The sequence below is a fragment of the Barnesiella sp. An22 genome (assembly GCF_963931395.1).
GTDB lineage: Bacteria > Bacteroidota > Bacteroidia > Bacteroidales > Barnesiellaceae > Barnesiella > Barnesiella merdigallinarum.
The window spans coordinates 3,336,718-3,358,054 of record NZ_OZ007014.1 but is presented as its reverse complement, the minus strand read 5'-3'; the positions used below and the strand labels follow the sequence as shown (position 1 = coordinate 3,358,054).

The window sequence follows — 21,337 nt, the reverse complement described above, 5'->3', positions numbered from 1 at the left end:
GTCGGGGGGAATACCTTAGAAGGGGTAGCCGATAGCCAGGTGGAAGGCGAGGCTGTTTTTGAATGAGGTCATGTTGTAGTACCCTTTGCGGCCGGTCTCGTAGGGGGCGTGGATGCCGATACCCAGATCACCGCGTATCACCAGCATCCCGATGTCGTAGCGCAGCCCCACGCCGGTACCCAGGGCGATGTCTTTGAGGAAGGTGCGACCGTCCAGCTCGCCACCCGGGCGGTTGGGGTCGCGCTTCAGCAGCCAGATGTTACCGGCATCGACAAAGGCGGCGCCGTGCAGGTCGCCCCAGATGGGGAATCGGTATTCGAGGTTGGCCTCGAACTTGAAGGTACCCGTCTGGTCGAAGTATCCGTCTACATCGTCCTGCGGCGGCAGGTAGCTGCCGGGGCCCAGCGAGCGGATGGTGAAGGCGCGTATGCTGTTGGCTCCACCGATGTAGAACTGTTCGCTGTACGGAACCTCCTGCGAGTTGCCGTAGGCATGTTCGGCCCCGATGAACAGGCGGCCTACCAGCCAGTGGTCGGGGCGGAAACGGTGGTAGTAGACCATCTCGGCGCTCCCCTTGACAAACTGGGAGAAGCTGCTGCCGAAGATGCGTTTCTCGCCGTGTTGTCCCAGCAGCGAGGTAATGCCGCTCAGGATGTTGCCGGCCGACATGCCCATCAGTTGCCATACGAAGCGATTGTCGACTTCGCGGCCGTAGGAGGTGTCGTAGGTATAGGTGTAGCTCGACGAGGGGATGAACTGGTCGCGGAAGCTGAGGGCGATGGCGGGGTTCTCCTCCATGGTCTTGTCGAACGACTCGGTGGTATTGAGCAGTTTGGTATAGACCAGTTTGAAGGGGGTGACCGAATGGCCGGCCCGCAGCGAGGTGCGGTACTCGTAACTCATCGACCCGTTGAACGACACCATGCGGAAGTAGTGCGGCCGGTTCATCAGGTTGGCACCCAACTGGAACCGCGTGTAGGCGGGGTACCGGCGGGTGCGGGGCATCTGCGGCAGGAAACCGGGCACGATGCGGGGGAAGGAGAGCGACGAGTTCAAGCCGAATTCATAGGAGTTGAAGAGCGATGCCTTGCCGTGTTGCGAGCCGCCGCCCGTCTGCCACTCGTAGCTGCCGTTGAGTTTCACCGAGAGCTTCTCGCCGCCCCCGAAAAGGTTGTTGTGGTTGATACCGAAAATCAGTCCCGGGCCTATGTAACTGTTCGACTTGGACGAGACGTTGGCCTCGATGGTGGCCTCGAGCGGCACGTCGAAAGCCGCCTGTATCGTAACGTCGAGCGAGTCTCGTTGCGCAAGCGAGTCGAGCGGGGTCACCTCGACGGCTACCGAGCGGAATATGCCCAGCCGTCCCAGATTCGACTGGGTGGTGTTCTGCGTGGCTACCGAATAGATGGTGCCCGGTCTGAAGGTGATGTTGCGGGGCAATATCCACTGCTTCAGGTGGACAGGCTTGCGGTAGACTACCGTCAGGTGGGGATACCGGATGGTGTCGGGCGTGCCGCCGCCGTCGGCCCGTTGCAGGTTCACGTGGATGTGCCTCACGTAGTAGGGTTTGAGCGCCTGGGTAGGGATACCCTTCTTGAGGGTCATGCGCAGCGCCACTTTGCCGGGCGAGAGGGTCGTATCGGCCAGATACTCGATATACTCGGGACGGAAGTAGAAATAGCCGTTGTTGCGCAGGGCGCTGGTGATGCGGTCGCGTTCGGCCGAGAGCGAGTCGAGGCAGTAGCGGTCGCCGGGTTGCAGCAGCGTGGCACTGTTGATGCTGTCGATAAACCGGGTGAGGGGGGTGGTAGGCGCCGGCAGCTCGATGGTGTCGAGGGTGTAGGCCGGCGGCACCTCGACCTTGTACGAGATGCGGGCCTTGCGGGGGTTGCGCTTGTTGTAGATGAGTTCGTAGTCGGCCTCGGCCCCGAAGTAGCCGTTGTTTGCCAGAATGTCCTTGATTACGCTCATGCGCAGCTCGGGCTGCACGCTCGAGACGAGTACCGGCTCCTTGGCCAGTTTTTCGTAAATCCAGTGTTTCAACCCTTTGTCGCTTTTGGGTTCCAGATAGTTCCATACCCAAAGGCCCAGGGGGAAGGGGGTGCGCACGTAGGGCGAGAAGAGGGGATTGTTGGGAGCCACCGAGAGGGTGGTCTTGATTTCGGACTTCACGTTGTCGGCAATCTTCACCCCCGAGTCGGGGATAATCTCCATCTTCTTCACGCCGGTATAGAGCACCTCGTCGTCGGTGAGGCGACGGGTGGTGGAACACCCGATGAGTATCGCCGTGGCCAGCAGGGAGACAAAGAGGTAGGCAAGGGTCTGTTTCATGGTGCGGCCTCCTTTCGGCTTTTGCGGGAACGGAAGAGCTCCCAGAGGTTGACCAGCCGTTTCTTCACGACGAAGCCCACGCCGGTCTGAGTGATTTCGCCCTCGAGAATACTCTCGTAACCCGTGTGGCGGAATACCTTGATATACATGTTGTCGCGCTGGTTGAGGTAATATTCCAGCGAAATATCGTCGATAAAGTTCTCCTTGAAATTGACGTCGGCATTGTCGTCGGGGCTGAGGCTACCCCCGATGACCACCTTCACCCGGTTGTTGAAGAGGCTCTTGGCCGCCCGGTAGGAGTAGTCGGTGCGGGTGTTGATGCCCGAGGCGTCGGTGTAGGAGTCGATGCCGAACGAGAGGTCGATGCCCTTCAGCCCCTGGGCCCACTGGTTGAGCTCCTTCTCGAGGAACGAGTTGAGCGGGTTGCCCAGCAGGTCGCTCCGCGTGGTCGAGGTGCCCGGCCCGGTGTAGGTATTGTAGATGAGCAGACTCATGGCTTGCGAGGCCCGCTGCTCGGCCGTGAGCGAGGTGAGCTGGTTTTGCAGGGTGAGGTCTTCGGGGGCCGAGAGGTCGAACGAGACCGAGAGGTTTTCGAGCGAGTTCTTGATGAGGATGCTGATGTCGAAGTTGACCTGCCGCGAGTTCTTGTCGTCTTCGGTGATGGTGGTGCGCACCGTCTCGACGGCGGTAATCGACATTTGCGGGTCGGCAATGTCGCCGTTCCACGAGACGAAACTGCCGTCCTGTATCTTGAACAGCTTCTCCGAGATGATGGGCGGGTTGTAACGCACGAATCCGCCCGAGAGGTCGTAGCGGCCCGAGAACCGGCTGTCGCCCAGGGCGTTCATCGTGTAGGTGAGGTTGCCGCCGCCCTGGAGGTCGATGCGGTTTTTGCCGTCGACCGAGAGGTTTACCCCCATCTTCACGGTGGGCGATATGTTGATATTGACCAGAATATCCATGCCCGTGGCGTTGCTTCGGGAGAGGGTGTCTTCCTCGACCACCTCGGTGCTGTCGTTGAACGAGACGAAGGTGACGATGTTGTTCTCCTGTTGTTGCAGGGCAAAGGGCGAGTCCTGCATCACGTAGGTCACCTCGGTGCCGGTGAGCAACCCCACGTTGCCGGTTATCTTCAGTCCGTCGAGGGGGCCGTTTACCCGCATGTCCATATCGGCGATGACCGAGCCGTAGAGGGTGGCCTTGGTGCTGCGGCCCGACTTCACGGGCTGGAAGGCCGAGGCGAAGATGTGCAGGTCGGTGTTGATCTTCTCCAGATTCCGGAAGTCGACGTTCCCGTCGATGTGCAGCGGGTTCTTGTTGGCACCGGCAATTTCGTAGTTGTCGAACAGCAGCACGTTCCGGTCGATGCGTATGGGGTTGGGCGAGAAGCTGAGGCTGGCCCCCATCGATTTGGAGCTGGCCGAGGCCTGCTCCATCTGCAAATAGCCGTCGAGCTGGGGAGCCGAAGTGGTGCCGCCCACGGTCATCTGCCCGTTGAGGTATCCCTGCAACTGGGCCATGTCGGCCGGCAGAAAGGGGTTGGCCGTGGCCAGGGGGAGGCTGTCGACCGACAGTTGTAGCGCCACGGGCGATTCAGCCTTGTCGTCGAGCTCTCCCGACAGAGTCAGTACCTGCACGCTGTCAATTTGCAGAGAGGCCTGAGCCTCCTGTCGACCGAGCGAATCGAGCCGGTAGTCGACCTTCAGGTCGAAGTCGCCCACCCGTCGCTTGCCGTAGTAGAATTGCGATACCCCCAGGTTGCCGGCTACCTGGGTGCTGCCCTGCGGGAAATCGACCAGCAGGTTGGCCGAGACGCTGCCTGCAATCTGCGGCGAGAAGGGTGACAGTGCCAGCCAGGGGGCAATCTCCATGCCGTTGATGTCGACCTTCAGAGGCTCCTGCCGGGCCAGGTCGTGGTCGGAGGGCGAGCCGTGCAGGGTGGTGACAATGAGGTGACGGTCGCCGTGGGTGAGGGCGATGTTGGCATCGAAGTGGTGCCTGTCGTAGTGGTAAGCCAGGAAGTTGTCGGGGTTCAGGGTCCAGGTTTCGAAGCCGATGATGGGGTTCTTGGGGAAGAGCGAGACCTTCACGAGCGAGTCGAGGAAGTCGACTTGGCTACCGATGCGGAATCCCTCCTGTCCCTGCCGGTTTTTCTGCACGCAGAAGAATTTGGTGGTATTGCCCGACAGGAACCCGTTGAGGTTGACCGAGGCCAGTTGGTCCAGATTGCCAGGTTTGTTGCCCACCTGGAGCGAATAGTAGAGTCGCTCTTCGCGTTCGTGCCGTTCGAACAGCGAGAGCTGTATGGTGTCGATGACGATGCCGCTTGCCGAGAAGCGGTCGACCTGGCTCCTAGCGTTGAGCAGGGAGTCGTTGGCCGCCGTGAGGCTGAATTGCGAGAATCCCATGCCTGCTCCTTGGAGGTATTGTTGTACCAGATTGTTGCGCTTGGCGCTGGCCGTGAGTTCGAAAGGGGGCAACGCCTGGTGCAGTGCCTCCATGTCGAGCCGTTTCTTCTCCTGCACCGAAGCGACGATGGGCATCGCGTCGCTAAGTTTGGCCAGGAATGGCGTGAGCCCCGTAGCCGAGGTGAAGTTCACCGCCAGGTCGCCGCTTTGCAGCGAAGCCTGTATGCGGGTCGAGTCGGTTTGAGCCGCGAGCGACAGCTTGTCGGTCTGCAGTCGCCCGGTGGGCAGCAGGAGCGACAGCTTGCTGAGGTCCAGGGTCGCCTGGTATTGCTCCGTCTCTGGTTCTACCTGCCCCGACAGCGCTATCGAGGTCGACATCTGGCAGGTCTCGGTGGTGAGTCGCAGCGCGTGGAGGTCGGTATGGATGTCGCCCGAGAGGGCTACGAGGTACTGTTGTGGAGAGATCGAGCCCGACAGGCTGAGGCCGACGAGCAGGTTGGGGTCGGTGCAGGCGATGTGGCCCGTGGCCCTCCCGCGGTTCACGCGGGCGTCGACGGTCAGTCCCGAGTAGAGATACCCCGCATATTGGGCGGTGTCTACCTCGAGGTGGGCCGTGAGTCGGGCCAGCGAGTCGAGCGGATTGTATCGCTCCCCTTCGATTCGAGCCGAAGCCGAGAGTACACCCAGCGAATCGTGCGGCAGGAAGGCCGAGAGGGGGAAGCGGTCGATGTGCAGACGCCCCCGGTATTGCTGGCTGCGGGTATCGAGTCGGGCTCGCAGTGCGATGCTGCCGTCGCCCGTTGAGAGTCGGGCCCGCGATTGGATGGTCGGGCCGGCCAGGGTGGCCCTACCCGAGAATCGGGTAGGGGGAAGATGGAGGCGATGGCGCAGCGAGTCGGGTATGAATTGGGCGATGAGCGGCGACTCCCTGAGGGCGATGCCCCATTGCAGTTCGCCGGCCAGACGCTCGGTATCGGGCAGGTGTTGCACGCGCCCGGTGGTGCGGGCATTGAATGTGCCGGGCAGCGACAGGTCGCCCCGGGTGAGGCGCAGGTCGCCCAGCGTGCCGCCCACGGTTATGTCGGTGTGCAGCGTGCTCGAGAGGAGCACTCCCCGGGTATAGGAGTCGTATTGGGGAAAGAGTCGGATGAGGTCGCCCACGGCAATGCGGGCTTGCAGCTCGGCCTCGACGGGAGCCTGGGGCGACTGGGTGAAGATGTCGCTCCCCGCCTGCAGTTGGGCCGAAATTTCGGAAAGGGCGGTTTGCAGGAGGAAGTCGTGCAGGGCGATGCCGGTCGAGTCCATTGCAAAGACGCCTTGCGTGTGGGTGACGGCCAGCCCCGAGCGTTCGACAAAGGCAAGCTGTTTGATAGGTACCCGTATGGCACTGCCCTGGTTGTAGAGCGAGTCGATGGCAATCTCGATGCCGTTGAGCGACAGGTAACCCGGGTCGAGCCCCTTTTGTGGAATCTTCGTCGGCAGGGCATAGAGGGCGCTGTTTTGGTGCAGCCGCAGTTGTGCTATCCGCACGGTCCACGGTGGCGAGACCACCGTGTCGGCAGCCTCTTCGGAGGGAGTGGTAGTTTCGCCGGTCTCGCCGCTGCCCGGGTAGTAGCGGTAGTCGCCCCGGTCGATGGTCGCCTCGGCCACATCGACCTGCTGACGATAGAGGTCGATGTATCCCTTCCGCAGGGTCGCTGTCTCAATCGAGGCGTCGAGCTGCTGGATGGTGGGCTGCATCTGCATGGCGTAGTGTATCTGCGACAAGCCTATCTCGCCGACCGAGATGCGCCAGTCGAGCGGGGCGCTGGCGGTATCGGTGGTGTCGGTCGACTCGCCCGCGATGTCGAGGGCAATGTCGCCACCCTGGAGCTGGAGCGAGGGCAGCTCGATGAGCGAACCTTTCAGGTCGACGCGGGCCTGTCGGGTGACAAACCGTTCGACGCGAGCCGAGAAGGTGAGGGTCGAGTCGGCACTTGCAAAGCGGAAACGGGTGGCGTGCAGGGCGATTTCGGTGACATCGACCTCGCCCTTCAGCAGCCGGGCCGGGGCGATGCCTACCTGTACGTTGCCACTTTGCAGCAGGGTGTCGCCCGGAGCGGTGAGCAGCAGGATGTCGTCGATTTGCAGTTTGAAGGGGAAGCGCAGCGACAGGTCGCCGATGGTCAGTTGCATGCCGGTCGACTGGTTCACGTAGCGGCATATTTCGGTTTTCCCCCATCGTTGCACGGCCGGTATGTAGATACACAGCGGCAGGGCAAGCAGCAGCACGAAAAGCGAGGCAAGGGTGATGGCAATATATTTCAGTGCTCTTTTCATGAGGGAGGAATCTTTTTCAAGTCTCTGTATTTACACCCTATTTAACGGTTTTCCAGTGACTGGATTATAAACATTGGCTTCGAGGAATTTGTTTTGAGAATATACCGAAAACCTAAAAACCGAGGTAAATATATGAAAAATTATTTGTATCTTATCGTTTTGTTCACAACGATTGCATTAGGCATAGGGCCGAGCCGAGGCGAAAACAAAACGACCAATCGGAAAATCTCGCTGTCGGAGCTTCCACAATCGGCGCGTCAGTTGTTGCAAACCTATTTTCCAGGGGCTCGGGTATTGCAGTGTGTACACTCGCGCACGTGGGACGAATACGGGGTGAAGGTCTCGGGTGGTTACGACCTGGAGTTCGACCGCAAGGGACGTTGGGAGGAGATCGATTCGCACGACAACCCGTTGGCTCCCGAGCTGGTGAAATTGCTTCCCGCACCCGTGGGCGAATATCTCGAGCAGCATTACCCCGGTGCGAAAGTCGAGAGTATGGAGCAGCGCAAGAATCTCTATAAGCTCACACTTGTCCATCCCGAGACCCATCTCTATTTTTCGAAAGCGGGCGAGTTTGTCAAGGCCCGGAACGATTGACGATTATCGGCCCGAGTAGGTCATGCCTATCCCGATGAGCTTGTCGTAGCGTTCGCCCGGTGCGCGGTGGTATACCTTCACCAGATACTCGTTGACCGTCTGGTAATAGTTGCCCTCGACAGGAGCTGCCGTGGCCGAGCTTGCGCCGTCGGGCAGGAACAGATACTGGTAGTTGTAGGAACCCTGTTTCAGAAGCAGGGTTTTCTCGTATTGGCCCGTTTCCGGGTTATAGACCATCTCGTTGTAGGGGGTGTAGAGATGGTTGGTCATCTCGCCGTCGATATAGATTTTGCCGCCTGGTATGGGGTCGGAGTCGAGGGTGAAGTGCACCACGAAGTAGTCGGCCTCGGTGTCGCTGTCGTTGGCACCGCTCTGGCGGATGACGAAGCGTCCGTTTTGAGTCTTGTCGTAGAGGTAGCTCGTCTCGGCCCGGGGCTCCGTGGTAGTCAGAACCACGTGGTAGTAGGGGTCGAAGTGGTAAATTTTCGAGACACCCAGCCCGGCGTAGCGGGTGGCTACCATTTCGAACCGGCGGAACTCGTTGCCCGCCTCGAAGATGAGGTTGCGGTCATGGTCGAATATGACCTGGTTGCCCTGTACGCGCAACGGCCGGGTTACAATCACCTCCTGGTCGCGCCGTCCGTTGGGGGTGACGCTCACCTTCAGTTCGTTGTAGGGGTTTTGTATGCGGTAGTTGTTGGCATTGAGACTGACGCTCACCTGCTGGTGCTCGCTGTTGTAGTCGATGTCGGTACGCGAGGTGACGCTGGGGGCTACCAGAATATCGTTTTCGTAGACCGAGAAGCAGACCTGCAGCAATATCTGTTCGGGTTCGTTCTCGGGGTAGACCAGCAACACGTAGTTGCCCGATGCCTTGAACTGTACATCCTCGTTGGGGAGGGTGAGGCTGTAATGCACATAGTGAGCAAAGGTGGCGATGGAGTAGTCGAAGGTTTCGATGGGGTTGGTGTTGAAGCCGTCGAGGTATTCGAGCTCCGACAGGGCCGAGGGTCGCCAGTCGGCATTGCAGTGTATGAGACTGTATTGCAGGTACGAGGCCTCCTCGGTCATCTCGTCGAACGAGATGGTGATGTGCTCGTTGCTGTTCAACTCGATAATCGGGGGGAAGAGGTCGCGCCCCTCGACGTCGGTGCGGATGGTCTTGAAGCGGTCGCTGAAGGCGCGGGTTTCGTAGACCTCGTTCGAGAAGTTCTGGGCCGGAACGGTCAGCGGACTCCACAGGGCAATCGCGGCGAGCAGGGCGTACAGTCTGTATTTCGGTTTCATAAAGTGTCGGTTTGAAAGTTCTTAGTGGCAAATGTACGAAATTTTATGCCGGTTTCCTAATAACTGTTATACAAATGGAGCAATTATCGCGTAATATGAAAATATTGGCTATATTTGCGCGCAACTTGACATGAGAATTGAATAAGAAAGACGATATATGAATTGTAAACATTTGACTATTGCCTGCGCATTGTCCGTGGTTTCGGTGTGCGCTTGGGCCGGAGAGAACAAGAAAGATTCCGTAGGGTATCAGTTTACCGTTACGAAAGAGTTGAAAACCAATTCGGTGAAAGACCAGAGCCGCTCGGGCACGTGCTGGAGCTTCTCGACGCTGTCGTTTATCGAGGATGACCTCTTGCGCCAGGGCAAGCCGGCGGTCGACCTCTCCGAGATGTTTATCGTTCGCAACGACTATATCGAGAAGGCCATCAAGTATGTACGCATGCACGGCAGCATCTCGTTCTCGGCCGGAGGTAGCGCCTACGACGTACTCTACATTATCGATAAGTACGGTGTGGTTCCCGAGGAGGTCTATACCGGCCTGAACTACGGTACCGACAAACACCAGCACGGTGAGCTCGATGCCATTCTCAAAGGCTATGTCGATGCCGTTATCGCCAACCCCAACAAGAAGCTGTCGTCGGCCTGGCTCGACGGATTCAAGGCGGTGCTCGATACCTACCTGGGCAAGGTGCCCGAGAAGTTTACCTACAACGGGGTAGAGTACACGCCCAAGTCGTTTGCCGAGTCGCTGGGTATCAAGTCGAGCGACTACATTCCGTTGACTTCGTTTACACACCACGACTTCTACAAACCTTTTGCCATCGAGGTGCCCGACAACTGGTTGTGGTCGCAGTACTACAACATACCCCTCAACGAGCTGATGGAGACCATCGACTACTCGATTGACAAGGGGTATACGGTGATGTGGGCGTCGGACGTGAGCGAAAAGGGATTCCAATACCTCAAGGGCTTTGCCGTAGTTCCCGTCGAGAAGAAAAACGACAACCTCTCGGGTACCGAGCTGGCCCGCTGGGTGAAACTGTCGAAGGCCGAGAAAGAGGGCGAACTCTACAAATTCGAGGAGCCCGAGGAGGAGATGGTCATCGACCAGAAGGTGCGCCAGGAGGCTTTTGACAACTACGAGACAACCGACGACCACGGCATGGTGTTCGTGGGTACGGCTGTCGACCAGAACGGTACGAAGTACTACAAGGTGAAAAACTCGTGGGGGACCGAGCAGGTGTATGGCGGATTCTTCTATGCGTCGGAGGCCTTTGTCAAATACAAGACGATGGATATTCTGGTGCACAAGGATGCCGTCCCAGCCAAGATTCTGAAGAAATTGCATTTGCAGTAAAGATATGAAACGGCGCTTAGGTGCCGTTTTTCTGTTGGTGTTGTGCCTGCCGTTATTGACTATCCCCCTTTGTAACGACAAAGTGGTGGACCATTATATCGATAAGATATGGTTGCACCGGACCAATACGATAGAGAAGCTGCACGAGTTTGAAGGAGAGTATAAGAATTTCGAGTGCGATGTGCTGTTTGTACCCGAGCTGTCCGATTTCAGAACCGGGCACGACACCCCATCGTCCGAGTCGCTCGGCCTCTATCTCGATTTTCTGGGCAAGAATCTCGGTCGGGAGTTGTGGATAGACCTGAAGAATCTGAACGAAGCCAACAGCCGGCAGGCCGAGTCGCTTCTGACTGCCATGCTGGCCCGCTCGGGTGCCAGCAAGGAGCAGCTCATTGTCGAGTCGCGCGACTGGAAGGCCCTGCGCCATTTCACACAAGAGGGGTATTATACCTCGTGTTACCTCGATATACCACATCTCGACGAGATGAGCGACCGCGAGCGAGGCGAACGGCTCGACTCGATTCAGCAGATAGCCCGAAGCGGAGCCGTCGAGGCTCTGTCGTTCCCCGCATCGTATTATGGATTTTTGAGAGATCTCGATTTCTCGGTCGACCTGCTCACGTGGGAGCACCGCCGTTGGGCCTGGCAACTGCCCTTCTTCTCACGCTCGAGAGCCATCCTCAAGGATGGCCGGGTGAAGGTGGTGTTGGTCAAGGAGAAGGGGCACTATCACCAGTGAAGCCGCTTGTAGAGGGCGATCAGTACCTGGCGGTAAATCCAGGCAACAGCCAGGCACAGAGCCAGGTAGAGCAGCCCCGACCATTCGGCAGGTAGCGGCTTGGCATAGATGAGTATCTGTTGCCGCACGAAGGCGTGGGTGATGAACAGCGCGGCCGAAAGTCCGCCCAATCCCAGAGAGATTTTGTAGAGAATGCCTCTCTTGAAAAGCGGCAGAACTGCCGTGAAGGGGAAGAGCACCAGGGTCGAGCTGAATACCCACAGATAGGGGTTGAAGAGACTCAATACAAAGAGCACGCACCCCAGAGCCACCCAACCCCACGGGAGCCGCAGCGGATGCCGGGCTGCGAGCATGCCGATGCAGAATACCGGCAGCCACCCCACAAAGTTGTAACGGAGGGTAAAGACGAGGTCGTTGCAGCCCAACCCTTGAAGCACAAGCAGCAGTGCCCAGGCGACGGCCGAGGCAATCCACACCGCCCGGTCACCGGCCCGGCGCAGAAACAGCACATAGATAACATAGAGTTGAAAGGCCATGCCGAAGTACCACCACGGACCGGCAATGACGAAGCGGTCGACCAGGAAGTTGGCGGTAAAGGTAAGCATCGCCAGCAGGTCGGTCCATATCTTTTGATTCTCCAGATACTGATAGGTAATGTGGGTGTGGCCCGAGTAGCGGTCGAGCAGGAGCAACAGGGCCATGGGGACTATCCACTTCCACAGTTGCGTGGCCCGGTGCAGCAGAATGCGCCACCCCGCATCGGGGCTCTGTCCGTATCGCTTGGCCAGTCCGTAACCGCTCACGAAGACAAAAACCGATACTCCGTAATGCCCTAGAAAAGAGAAAAGCGACAGCACGATGGTGCGCAGGTTGCCCCTGCCCAGGGTGTCGACAAACCGTCCCACGTTATCGGGGATATATTCAAACTCGCACTCGGGCGGGAACTCGGGGAAGGTGTGGAAAAAGTTGTGTAGGACAATGAGTAAAATGCCTATACCCTTGAGTACCTGAGAGTCGGAGCGGTCGTATTGCAGCGTGGGCATGGCGGCATCATGCTTTGTCCAGCTCTTCGTTGAGCTTTTCGCCGATGAGGCGGGCTGCCGAGGCTACGTAGTTGGCACAGGGTCGGCGCTTGTAGTAGGCTTCGGTGCGAGGTTCGGGTGTAGGTTCGTCGCTCTTGTGGTCGAGCCCGAGCAATTCGCGGCAGATGATGGAGCCGTTGAGTGCTTTGGAGCGCGCCGCCAGATCCTGCACGGCCGTGTAGACCACTTTCCGTTTGGCCAGATCGCCCGGCTTGTCGTTTTTGTAGTAGAGTCCGGCAATCATGAACATGCCGCTCACGGCACCGCACACCTCGCGTAACCGGCCCATGCCGCCGCCCAGCGGGGCGCTTATCGAGGCTGCCAGTTGCTGGTCTACGTCAAACAGGTCGTTATAAGCCAGTACGACCGATTGGGCACAATTGTAGCCCTCGCAAAAAAGTTGGCGAGCCTTCTCGGCTCTCTGTTCTACATCTATCTTTTCCATGCTTGTTTTTATGATTTACCATTGAATAGGCTCGATGCCGTGGGCCACCAGATATTGGTTGGCCTGGCTGAAGTGATGGTTCCCGAAGAACCCCCGGTGAGCCGACAGGGGCGAGGGGTGGGGCGATTGCAGCACCAGGTGCCGGCTGCGGTCTATGAATTCGCCCTTGCGTTGGGCATAGGCTCCCCACAAGATGAAGACCAAGTGTTCGCGCTCCTCGGCCAGTTTGTGGATAACGGCATCGGTAAAGGTCTCCCACCCTTTGCCCTGGTGCGAAGCGGCCCGATGCGCCTCGACCGTGAGCGTGGCGTTGAGCAGCAATACCCCTTGGCGTGCCCAGCGGGTGAGGTTGCCGCTTTGGGGTACGGGAATACCCAGGTCGCTCTCGATCTCCTTGAAAATATTCTGGAGCGAAGGGGGGAAGGGCACGTGGTCGTTGACCGAGAAGCAGAGTCCGTGAGCCTGATTGGGTTCGTGGTAGGGGTCTTGTCCCAGAATCACCACCTTCACCCGGTCGAAGGGGCAGGCATCGAACGCCGCGAATATCTGGCTGCCGGGCGGGTAGACCGTTTTGGTGGCATACTCGTGACGAACGAAAGAGGTCAGTTGTTCGAAATAAGGCTTGTCAAATTCGGGTTGTAACCGCTGTTGCCAACTGGGTTCGATGCGAACATTCATAATCTTTTTTATATAAGATTTTAACCGTAACTGTTTGCAAAGCTACAAATATTTCTTACTTTTGCCACGCAATTAGGGGGAGATTCTCACCGACGAGGCGTACTTTTCCCTCGAATCGTTTAGCGGCACCCGTAGTTCAATGGATAGAATAAAGGATTCCGGTTCCTTCGATTGGGGTTCGACTCCCCACGGGTGTACAAGATGTTCCATCGGGCTCTTCCGGTGGAACATTTTTTAATATCTCTCCCTCAAGTTTGTATTGCGAGCTTCCCGATAAAATCCATACCTTTGCGGCATGGAAAGAAAGCATGTAGATTGGAGCCGTACCGACGCTCTTATTTTCGATATGGACGGCACGCTGTGGGATGCGGTCGACACCTATGCCCGCATCTGGAACGAGGTCTTTGCCCGGGCGGGCCGCGAGGTCCACGTTACCCGCGAGACACTCATCGGCAACATCGGGAAACCGATTCCTCGCATTATGGAAAATCTTTTCCCCGATATTACCCCCGACGAGGCGGCCCGCTTCTCGGCCGAACTGGCGCAGGAGGAGCCCGCCTTGCTGTCGCGCTACGGCGGCACGCCCTATCCCGGGGTGGTCGAGGGGCTGGAACGGCTGTCGCACAAGTACAAGCTGTTTCTGGTGAGCAACTGCGACTCGCACACCCTGCCCGTGTTTATGGTTTGCATAGGCATTACGCCCTACATTACCGAGGGGCTCGCCTTTGGCAACACGCACAAGCCGAAGGGCGACAACATGCTGCTGCTCAAAGAGAAATACGGATTGCAACAACCGCTCTACATGGGCGACATCGACGCCGACGGGCAGGAGACCCACCGCGTGGGTCTGCCCTTTGTCTATGCGCGTTACGGCTTTGGACAGACCGACGACTACGAACTGGCCTTCGACTCGTTTACCGATTTTACCGAATTCTTTTTAAATTGTAAATAAGCTATGTTCTCGAGTGAATTTCATGCCGAGATTTTGCGGCGTTGTCAAAAAATACAGGCGGGCTTGCAGGCCGTGGGGGCCGATGCCGCCTTGATTCACACCAATGCAAACCTCTATTACACGTCGGGTCGGGTGTTCAACGGTTACACCTATATCCCGGCCAAGGGTGAGCCGCACTATTTCGTACGTCGTCCCGTGGGGTTGAAAGGCGACAGCGTGCACTATATCCACAAGCCCGAGCAGATACCTGCCCTGTTGACCGAACTGGGTATGCCGCAACCCCGGCGTATCGCGCTGGAGTGGGATGCCTCACATGGCGATTATGTACGTCTGGCTGCCGTATTCCCCGAGGCCGAGGTGGCGAACGCGTCGGCTGTGATGCGTGGGGCGCGGGCCGTGAAGACCGAGTATGAACTGGCCCGGTTGCGCGAGTCGGCCGTGAAGCATGCCGAGGTGTACCACCGCATCGAGTCGATTTATCGCGACGGCATGACCGACATCGAACTCCAGATCGAAATCGAGCGTCTGTTGCGTCTGCACGGCAACCTGGGGCTCTTCCGCATCAACGGGCAGAGCATGGAGATATTCATGGGCAATGTGCTTTGCGGCGACAATGCCGACACTCCTACACCTTACGATTTTGCCATGGGCGGAGCCGGCATGAGCTGCTCGATACCGGTGGGTGCCAACGGTACCCTCATGCGTCCGGGCATGGCGGTGATGGTCGACATGTGCGGCAACTTCACCGGCTACATGACCGATATGACCCGCATCTACTCGATAGGCGAACTGCCCCAGAAAGCCCTCGACGCACACCGCTGCTCCATCGAGATACACCACCGGTTGAGCCAGATGGGCAAGCCCGGCGTGGCTGCGTCCGACCTCTACCACAAGGCGGTCGAGATAGCGCACGAGGCGGGGCTGGACGACTACTTCATGGGTCACACCCAGAAGGCGGGTTTCGTTGGTCACGGCGTGGGCATCGAGGTGAACGAGGCCCCGGTGCTGGCTCCCCGCTCGAAAGAGGTGCTGGCCGAGAACCAGGTGATTGCCATCGAGCCCAAGTTCGTGATTCCGCACGTGGGGGCCGTAGGCATCGAAGATACCTATGTGGTTACTCCAGACGGTTTGCAGGCCATCACACAGGCCCCGGTCGACATCTTCCCGCTCTTCTGATTCCTTCCCCCCCCCCTCTCTGGGGGTGAGCGAAACGATATTTTCCCTTTTGGAGATTCCTGTCCCGGCAGAGTTGTCTGCCGGGACAGCTTTTTCAGGAGCGGGCCGGTGTGTATAAGTTGTTCAAAAAACATCGGCCGGCGGCTTCGTTCTCTGCGAATATCTTTGTACCTTTAAGCCCACGAATCTAAATCTAGTCTCATATATGCAACCCTTTGTTCATCTGCACGTTCACTCCCAGTACTCTATTCTCGACGGACAGGCTTCCATACCGGCGCTGGTCGACAAGGCCATGAAAGACGGCATGAAGGGCCTGGCCCTGACCGACCACGGCAACATGTTCGGGATAAAAGAGTTTTTCAATCTGGTGAAGAAGAAAAACGGTGCGGTGAAGGATGACATCAAAAAGATACAGAAACGCATCGATGCCATCGAGAAGGGCGACGAAACGGTCGACGACAAGGAGGCCGAGCTGGCCTCGTTGCGCCAGCAGGTAGCCGACCTCGAAGCCAAGATATTCAAGCCCATCCTGGGTTGCGAGGTGTATGTGGCCCGCCGTCGGCTCACCGACAAGGAGGCCACTCCGCGCGAGGTGCGCAGTGCCGTGGTCAACGAGGTGAACGGCATCTCCATCCGCAAGGGTGCCATCGATGATGGCGGTTATCACTTGATTGTGCTGGCCAAGAACCTGAAGGGGTATCACAACCTCATCAAGCTGGTGTCGAAAGGGTGGACCGAGGGTTTCTACTCGCGTCCCCGTACCGACAAGTACGAACTCGAGAAATATCACGAAGGGCTCATCGTCTGCTCGGCCTGTTTGGGTGGCGAGATTCCCCGCAAAATACTGACGGGCGACCTGGCGGGAGCCGAGGAGGCCATCCTGTGGTTCAAGCGGATTTTCGGCGACGACTACTACCTGGAGTTGCAACGCCACAAGGCCACCGTGCCGCGGGCCAACCACGAGACCTTCGTCTTGCAAAACGAGGTGAATGCCCACCTTATCGAGATGTCGCGCAAGCACGGCATCAAACTGGTATGTACCAACGACGTCCATTTTGTCGAAGAGGAGAATGCCGAGGCGCACGACCGCCTCATCTGCCTGAGCACGGGCAAGGATCTCGACGACCCCACCCGCATGCTCTATTCCAAACAGGAGTGGCTGAAGACCCAGCAGGAGATGAACGACCTCTTTGCCGATGTGCCCGAGGCGCTCGCCAATACGCTCGAGATTCTCGACAAGGTCGAGTTCTACTCGATAGACCACGCCCCGCTTATGCCTACCTTCCCCATCCCCGAGAGCTTCGGTACCGAGGAGGAGTATCGCCGCAAGTTTACCGATGAAGATATTTTCAACGAGTTTACCCGCGACGAGAACGGCAATGTGGTGATGGACGAGGAGTCGGCCCGCAAGAAAATCGAGAAGCTGGGCGGTTATGAGAAACTCTACCGTATCAAGCTCGAGGCCGACTATCTGAAGGAGCTCACCTTCAAGGGGGCACACGAGCGCTATGGCGAGGAGCTCTCGCCCGAGGTGCTGGAGCGCATCACCTTCGAGCTGCACATTATGAAGACAATGGGTTTCCCGGGTTACTTCCTCATTGTGCAGGACTTTATCAACGCCGCCCGCACCGAGCTCGACGTGTCGGTAGGCCCCGGCCGTGGTTCGGCCGCCGGTTCGGTGGTGGCCTACTGCCTGAAGATTACCCAGATAGACCCCATGAAGTACGACCTGCTGTTCGAGCGGTTCCTCAACCCCGACCGTATTTCGTTGCCCGATATCGATGTCGACTTCGATGACGATGGTCGCGGACGGGTGCTGCAGTGGGTGACCGAGAAGTATGGGGCCGAGAAGGTGGCCCACATCATCACCTACGGCACCATGGCCACCAAGTTGGCTATCAAGGATGTGGCGCGGGTGCAGAAGCTGCCGCTCTCCGAGTCGGACCGCCTGACCCGCCTCATTCCCGACCGCCTGCCCGAGAAGAACGGCAAGGCTCAAAAAATCAATCTGAAAAACTGTATCGAAAATGTTCAGGAGTTGAAAGATGCTTGCAACTCGAGCGACCAGCTCCTGGCCGATACGATGAAATATGCCCAGATGCTCGAAGGCAACGTGCGCAATACCGGCGTGCATGCCTGCGGTGTCATTATCGGCCGTGATGCCATTACCGACTGGGTGCCTGTGAGCACGGCCGACGACAAGGAGACCGGCGAGAAGATGCTCGTGACCCAGTACGAAGGGAGCGTGATCGAGGATACCGGCCTCATCAAGATGGACTTTCTGGGGCTGAAAACCCTCTCGATTATCAAGGAGGCGGTCGAGAACATCCGGCAGACCCGACATATCGACCTCGACATCGATTCGATTCCCATCGACGACCCCAAGACCTACGAGCTGTACAGCGCCGGCCGCACGACCGGTACCTTCCAGTTCGAGTCGGCCGGTATGCAGAAGTACCTGCGCGAGCTGCATCCCACCACCTTCGAAGACCTCATCGCCATGAATGCCCTCTACCGGCCGGGACCTATGGAGTATATCCCCCAGTTCATCGCCCGTAAGCAGGGCAAGGAGCCTATCGTCTACGACATCCCCATCATGGAGAAGTATCTGAAGGATACCTACGGCATCACCGTCTATCAGGAGCAGGTGATGTTGCTCTCGCGTCTGTTGGCCAACTTCACCCGCGGTCAGTCCGACGGTCTGCGTAAGGCCATGGGTAAGAAGTTGAAAGACAAGCTCGACGCCTTGAAGCCCCTCTTCATTTCGGGCGGCGAGAAGAACGGTCACAAGAAGGAGGTGCTCGAGAAGATTTGGGCCGACTGGGAGAAGTTTGCCTCCTACGCCTTCAACAAGAGCCACGCTACCTGTTACTCGTGGGTGGCTTTCCAGACCGCCTACCTCAAGGCCAATTACCCCTCGGAGTACATGGCGGCCGTGCTCAGCCGAAACCTCAACAACATCACCGAAATCACCAAATTCATGGACGAGTGCAAGGCCATGAAGATTCAGGTGCTGGGCCCCGATGTCAACGAGAGCCAGTACAAGTTCTCGGTCAACAAGAAGGGAAACATCCGCTTCGGTCTGGGGGCCATCAAGGGGGTGGGCGACTCGGCCGTGCAGGCCATCGTGCGGGAGCGCGAGGCCAACGGTCCGTACAAGGGCATTTTCGATTTTGTCGAGCGGGTCAACCTCTCGGCCTGTGGCAAGAAGACCATCGAGTCGCTGGCCATTTCGGGGGCCTTCGATTCGTTCAAGGAGATTCACCGCGAGGACTTTTCGGCCATGACCAGCAAGGGCGAGCCCTTCCTCGATACGCTGGTACGCTACGGAGTGAAGGTACAGAGCGACAAGCTGTCGCAGGTGGCTTCGCTTTTCGGCAGCGACTCCTCTATCGTGACGACTCCGCCCGAGATACCGCGGGGTGTACCTCTCTCCGACATCGAGCGGCTCGACAAGGAGCGCGAGCTCGTGGGCATGTATCTCTCGGCTCACCCTCTCGATGCCTATAAACTGGAACTGCTCTACGGTTGCAACACCCGTATGACCGACTTGAAGAACCGCGAGGCGCTGCTCGACAAGGAGCTCACTTTCGGCGGCGTGGTGGTCGACTACCGCACCGGCATCGGCAAGCGCGGCGGGCAGTATGGATTCATCAAGATCGAAGACTATTCGGGGGCCGACGACATCCCTCTCTTCGGGCAGGATTTCATCGACTACGGCAAGTTCGGTGCCAACAACGGCACCTTCGTGTGGGTGCGGGCCCGCTGTGTCCCCTCGAAGTATACCCCCGGACGCATCGACCTGAAGATACTCGAAATGAAACTGCTCTCGGAGCTGAAGGGCACGATGCTCAACTCCATCACCATCGAGATGCCGGCCCGCCTCGTGAAGAACGGTTTCATCCAGACCCTCTCCGACTTTATGCCGCCGGCTCATCAGCACAAGGCCGAACTCAACTTCAAGATTTACGATTCGGAGCTGGGCAAGTCGGTGCGGTTGCGCTCGCGGCGTCGTCCCATGATTACCGAGGAGCTCATCGATTTCCTCAACGAGAACGAAGAGGTGACCTTCAAAATAAATGAATAATCGTTTGCGACTCAACCACAGAATACCTAATTTTGTTCCGTAATACGTGATAACGATAAATTATAAACAGATAGAACTATGGCATTGAAAATCAATGATGAAAATGCAAAGGAGCTGATTGCTTCGGGCAAACCCGTGGTAATCGATTTCTGGGCAGAATGGTGTGGCCCTTGCCGGGCTATCGCCCCCTCGGTCGACGAACTCGCCGAAGAGTATGAAGGTAAAGTGATTATCGGTAAATATAACGTCGACGACGATTCCGATATCAGCGCCGAGTATAGCATCCGCAATATCCCCACGTTGCTCTTCTTCAAGGAGGGTAAACTGGTAGATAAGCACGTAGGTTCTGCCTCGAAGGCCGACCTCGAAGCTAAGGTGAAGGCTCTGCTCTAAGCGTGGCAGAAAAAGCTAACACGGGCCGACTCGAAATCAATCGAGCCGGCCCGTGGTGTATTTGTGCGCGTCACTCCATACCCCGATGCGCATTGTGTTACCCCGCACTCGATGCGGGGTCCAGCTTTGGAGGTGGTAGTGGGTAGAGTAGGGACGCACGGCTTGTGCGTCCTGAGTTCTTACCCGGGTAATTCTGGATTCCGCGTCGTGGCGCGGAATGACACAGACGTCGCTACTTCTGGCTACCGCATGATGCCTCGCTTACAGTTTCAGATACTCCTTGAGCGCCTCGACATACTGTTCGAACGCATCGCGGCCCCGTTCGGTAATCTGGCAGGTCGTGCGGGTCTTTTTCCCTACAAACTCTTTCTTCACCCCAATGTATCCGGCCGACGCCAGTTTGTCTATCTGCACGCTCAGGTTGCCCGCCGTGGCGCCCGTCTGCTCTTTCAGGTAGACGAAGTCGGCTTCGTCTACCGAGAGGAGTATCGACACGATGGCCAGTCGCAGTTGCGAGTGTAGCAGGGGATTCAGTTCGCGCAGCATCACTTACGACATTTAGCGTTCAGGTTATGCCCGGGGATAACCATCATAATCAGAAACGAAATACCAAAGTAGAGGTGCCAGGTGGCAGGTACGTGCTGCAAGGCAGGCAGGGTCATCAGCATGTAGATGGCAAAGACCAGTCCGAAGAGCGGCAGGTAGGCCAGCACCGAGTCTTTAATCACCAGCCCCGTAATCGAGGTTCCTATGCCGCAGTAGATAAGAGCCAACGGCATCATCAGCCCGAAGTTGACACTCCCCAGGGCATAACCCAGAATCATCATCGTCAGCACGGTGATGACGAAGAGGGTGCCTATCACCTTCCACGTCTCGTCGATCATGCGGTCGGTATAGGTAATCACCGTGGGGCGGTGCTTGCGGTCATGTACCGTTGTATAGATAAAGGGGGCAAACATGAGGAACCAGGCGGCGGCCCATACCGAGCTGCCGGTTGTGCTGACCAGCGCAAAGACCACGACAGCAAGCACTACGGCCAGGTAACCGTAGAGCAGGAACCGGTTACCGCTTCCGGTCCCGATATTCTTCCGGCTCTGCCTAATCATTTGGGTGATGAGCTCCAGGCTCTCCTTTTCGTTCAGTTTTTTCTCTTCCATACGTTCAAATTTTAAGGTTTACAAATTGGTTTATTTTATAAACTATATAGCTATATGGTCTCTTCTTGGAAAGTATTGATGCTGCAAATATAAATCGGTTTATAATATAAACCAAATATTTCGGAATATTTTTTTAGTGAGTGGGTGTATTTTTTTTGAGGGAGAGGGGCGCTCTGCATTCGATGGGGGCTTTGTGTCACCCCACACGTGATGCGCACTGTGTCACCCCGCACTCGACGCGGGGTCCAGCTTCTGGGTGGCAGAGGGTGGAGTAGTGCCGCACAGTTCGTGAGTACTGAGTTATACCGTGCCCGGGTATTTCTGGA

The 21,337-nt window shown here is 57.6% G+C and carries 15 protein-coding genes and 1 tRNA gene; 8 read left to right on the top strand and 8 right to left on the bottom strand.

The features are described 5' to 3' along the window. Positions 1-15: 15 nt before the first annotated feature. Together ABGT88_RS14015 and ABGT88_RS14010 are read right to left on the bottom strand one after the other, a co-directional pair. Positions 16-2,331 carry a BamA/TamA family outer membrane protein gene (locus ABGT88_RS14015; RefSeq protein ID WP_346702730.1) on the bottom strand — a complete coding sequence of 772 codons (2,316 nt, stop codon included), beginning with the start codon at positions 2,329-2,331 and terminating at the stop codon, positions 16-18. Further along, complete coding sequence (locus tag ABGT88_RS14010; RefSeq protein WP_346702728.1) at positions 2,328-7,058, bottom strand: translocation/assembly module TamB domain-containing protein; 4,731 nt, start codon at positions 7,056-7,058, stop codon at positions 2,328-2,330. The genes ABGT88_RS14015 and ABGT88_RS14010 overlap by 4 nt, the downstream gene beginning before the upstream one ends. 132 nt (positions 7,059-7,190) lie before the next feature. Here ABGT88_RS14010 and ABGT88_RS14005 point away from each other — a divergent pair, with 132 nt between their 5' ends. Further along, positions 7,191-7,655 carry a PepSY-like domain-containing protein gene (locus ABGT88_RS14005; protein ID WP_258326780.1) on the top strand — a complete coding sequence of 155 codons (465 nt, stop codon included), beginning with the start codon at positions 7,191-7,193 and terminating at the stop codon, positions 7,653-7,655. A gap of 3 nt (positions 7,656-7,658) precedes the next feature. Here ABGT88_RS14005 and ABGT88_RS14000 read toward each other — a convergent pair whose 3' ends face one another. Next, the gene (locus ABGT88_RS14000; RefSeq protein WP_346702725.1) at positions 7,659-8,942 is read right to left on the bottom strand and encodes a DUF5103 domain-containing protein; all 1,284 of its coding nucleotides are present in this window, start codon (positions 8,940-8,942) and stop codon (positions 7,659-7,661) included. 157 nt (positions 8,943-9,099) lie between these two features. On the opposite strand from ABGT88_RS14000, the gene ABGT88_RS13995 reads away from it, so the two are divergent. Continuing rightward, on the top strand, positions 9,100-10,302 hold the full coding sequence (locus ABGT88_RS13995; protein WP_087409091.1) for an aminopeptidase C: 1,203 nt from the start codon (positions 9,100-9,102) through the stop codon (positions 10,300-10,302). A gap of 4 nt (positions 10,303-10,306) precedes the next feature. Further along, positions 10,307-11,041, top strand: a complete 735-nt coding sequence (locus tag ABGT88_RS13990) for a hypothetical protein (RefSeq protein ID WP_346702723.1) — start codon at positions 10,307-10,309, stop codon at positions 11,039-11,041. Here ABGT88_RS13990 and ABGT88_RS13985 read toward each other — a convergent pair. Genes ABGT88_RS13985 through ung form a run of 3 tightly spaced genes read right to left on the bottom strand, consistent with a single transcriptional unit; the run spans position 11,032 to position 13,246 of the window. Further along, complete coding sequence (locus tag ABGT88_RS13985; RefSeq protein WP_346702721.1) at positions 11,032-12,084, bottom strand: acyltransferase family protein; 1,053 nt, start codon at positions 12,082-12,084, stop codon at positions 11,032-11,034. The genes ABGT88_RS13990 and ABGT88_RS13985 overlap by 10 nt on opposite strands. A 7-nt stretch (positions 12,085-12,091) precedes the next feature. Next, positions 12,092-12,568: a C-GCAxxG-C-C family protein gene (locus ABGT88_RS13980; protein WP_087409088.1), complete on the bottom strand. Its 477-nt coding sequence runs from the start codon at positions 12,566-12,568 to the stop codon at positions 12,092-12,094. A gap of 15 nt (positions 12,569-12,583) precedes the next feature. Beyond that, positions 12,584-13,246 (bottom strand): uracil-DNA glycosylase, encoded by a 663-nt coding sequence (ung, locus tag ABGT88_RS13975; protein WP_087409087.1) that lies wholly within the window; start codon positions 13,244-13,246, stop codon positions 12,584-12,586. Between the two features lie 125 nt (positions 13,247-13,371). On the opposite strand from ung, the gene ABGT88_RS13970 reads away from it, so the two are divergent. From ABGT88_RS13970 to trxA, 5 genes are all read left to right on the top strand, one after another. Further along, positions 13,372-13,443: transfer RNA gene (locus ABGT88_RS13970), tRNA-Arg, on the top strand. A gap of 98 nt (positions 13,444-13,541) precedes the next feature. Then, on the top strand, positions 13,542-14,198 hold the full coding sequence (locus tag ABGT88_RS13965) for an HAD family hydrolase (protein WP_346702718.1): 657 nt from the start codon (positions 13,542-13,544) through the stop codon (positions 14,196-14,198). 3 nt (positions 14,199-14,201) lie between these two features. Next, positions 14,202-15,374, top strand: a complete 1,173-nt coding sequence (locus tag ABGT88_RS13960) for a Xaa-Pro peptidase family protein (RefSeq protein ID WP_346702716.1) — start codon at positions 14,202-14,204, stop codon at positions 15,372-15,374. Between the two features lie 205 nt (positions 15,375-15,579). Next, positions 15,580-19,461: a DNA polymerase III subunit alpha gene (gene dnaE, locus ABGT88_RS13955; RefSeq protein WP_258326773.1), complete on the top strand. Its 3,882-nt coding sequence runs from the start codon at positions 15,580-15,582 to the stop codon at positions 19,459-19,461. A 78-nt stretch (positions 19,462-19,539) separates the two neighbouring features. After that, positions 19,540-19,854 (top strand): thioredoxin, encoded by a 315-nt coding sequence (gene trxA, locus ABGT88_RS13950; RefSeq protein WP_087409083.1) that lies wholly within the window; start codon positions 19,540-19,542, stop codon positions 19,852-19,854. Between the two features lie 261 nt (positions 19,855-20,115). Here trxA and ABGT88_RS13945 read toward each other — a convergent pair whose 3' ends face one another. Then, entirely contained in the window at positions 20,116-20,400 is a 285-nt protein-coding gene (locus ABGT88_RS13945) for a transcriptional regulator (protein ID WP_087409082.1), read from the bottom strand. Next, entirely contained in the window at positions 20,400-21,011 is a 612-nt protein-coding gene (locus tag ABGT88_RS13940) for a hypothetical protein (protein ID WP_289540076.1), read from the bottom strand. Before ABGT88_RS13940 ends, ABGT88_RS13945 begins: the two co-directional genes overlap by 1 nt. Between the last annotated feature and the right edge of the window lie 326 nt (positions 21,012-21,337).

Excerpts from the sequence above, each read along its gene's own strand:
- ABGT88_RS14015 (WP_346702730.1), bottom strand. The coding sequence starts at position 2,331 with ATGAAACAGACCCTTGCCTACCTCTTTGTCTCCCTGCTGGCCACGGCG.
- ABGT88_RS14010 (WP_346702728.1), bottom strand. The coding sequence starts at position 7,058 with ATGAAAAGAGCACTGAAATATATTGCCATCACCCTTGCCTCGCTTTTC.
- ABGT88_RS14005 (WP_258326780.1), top strand. The coding sequence starts at position 7,191 with ATGAAAAATTATTTGTATCTTATCGTTTTGTTCACAACGATTGCATTA.
- ABGT88_RS14000 (WP_346702725.1), bottom strand. The coding sequence starts at position 8,942 with ATGAAACCGAAATACAGACTGTACGCCCTGCTCGCCGCGATTGCCCTG.
- ABGT88_RS13995 (WP_087409091.1), top strand. The coding sequence starts at position 9,100 with ATGAATTGTAAACATTTGACTATTGCCTGCGCATTGTCCGTGGTTTCG.
- ABGT88_RS13990 (WP_346702723.1), top strand. The coding sequence starts at position 10,307 with ATGAAACGGCGCTTAGGTGCCGTTTTTCTGTTGGTGTTGTGCCTGCCG.
- ABGT88_RS13985 (WP_346702721.1), bottom strand. The coding sequence starts at position 12,084 with ATGCCCACGCTGCAATACGACCGCTCCGACTCTCAGGTACTCAAGGGT.
- ABGT88_RS13980 (WP_087409088.1), bottom strand. The coding sequence starts at position 12,568 with ATGGAAAAGATAGATGTAGAACAGAGAGCCGAGAAGGCTCGCCAACTT.
- ung (WP_087409087.1), bottom strand. The coding sequence starts at position 13,246 with ATGAATGTTCGCATCGAACCCAGTTGGCAACAGCGGTTACAACCCGAA.
- ABGT88_RS13965 (WP_346702718.1), top strand. The coding sequence starts at position 13,542 with ATGGAAAGAAAGCATGTAGATTGGAGCCGTACCGACGCTCTTATTTTC.
- ABGT88_RS13960 (WP_346702716.1), top strand. The coding sequence starts at position 14,202 with ATGTTCTCGAGTGAATTTCATGCCGAGATTTTGCGGCGTTGTCAAAAA.
- dnaE (WP_258326773.1), top strand. The coding sequence starts at position 15,580 with ATGCAACCCTTTGTTCATCTGCACGTTCACTCCCAGTACTCTATTCTC.
- trxA (WP_087409083.1), top strand. The coding sequence starts at position 19,540 with ATGGCATTGAAAATCAATGATGAAAATGCAAAGGAGCTGATTGCTTCG.
- ABGT88_RS13945 (WP_087409082.1), bottom strand. The coding sequence starts at position 20,400 with ATGCTGCGCGAACTGAATCCCCTGCTACACTCGCAACTGCGACTGGCC.
- ABGT88_RS13940 (WP_289540076.1), bottom strand. The coding sequence starts at position 21,011 with ATGGAAGAGAAAAAACTGAACGAAAAGGAGAGCCTGGAGCTCATCACC.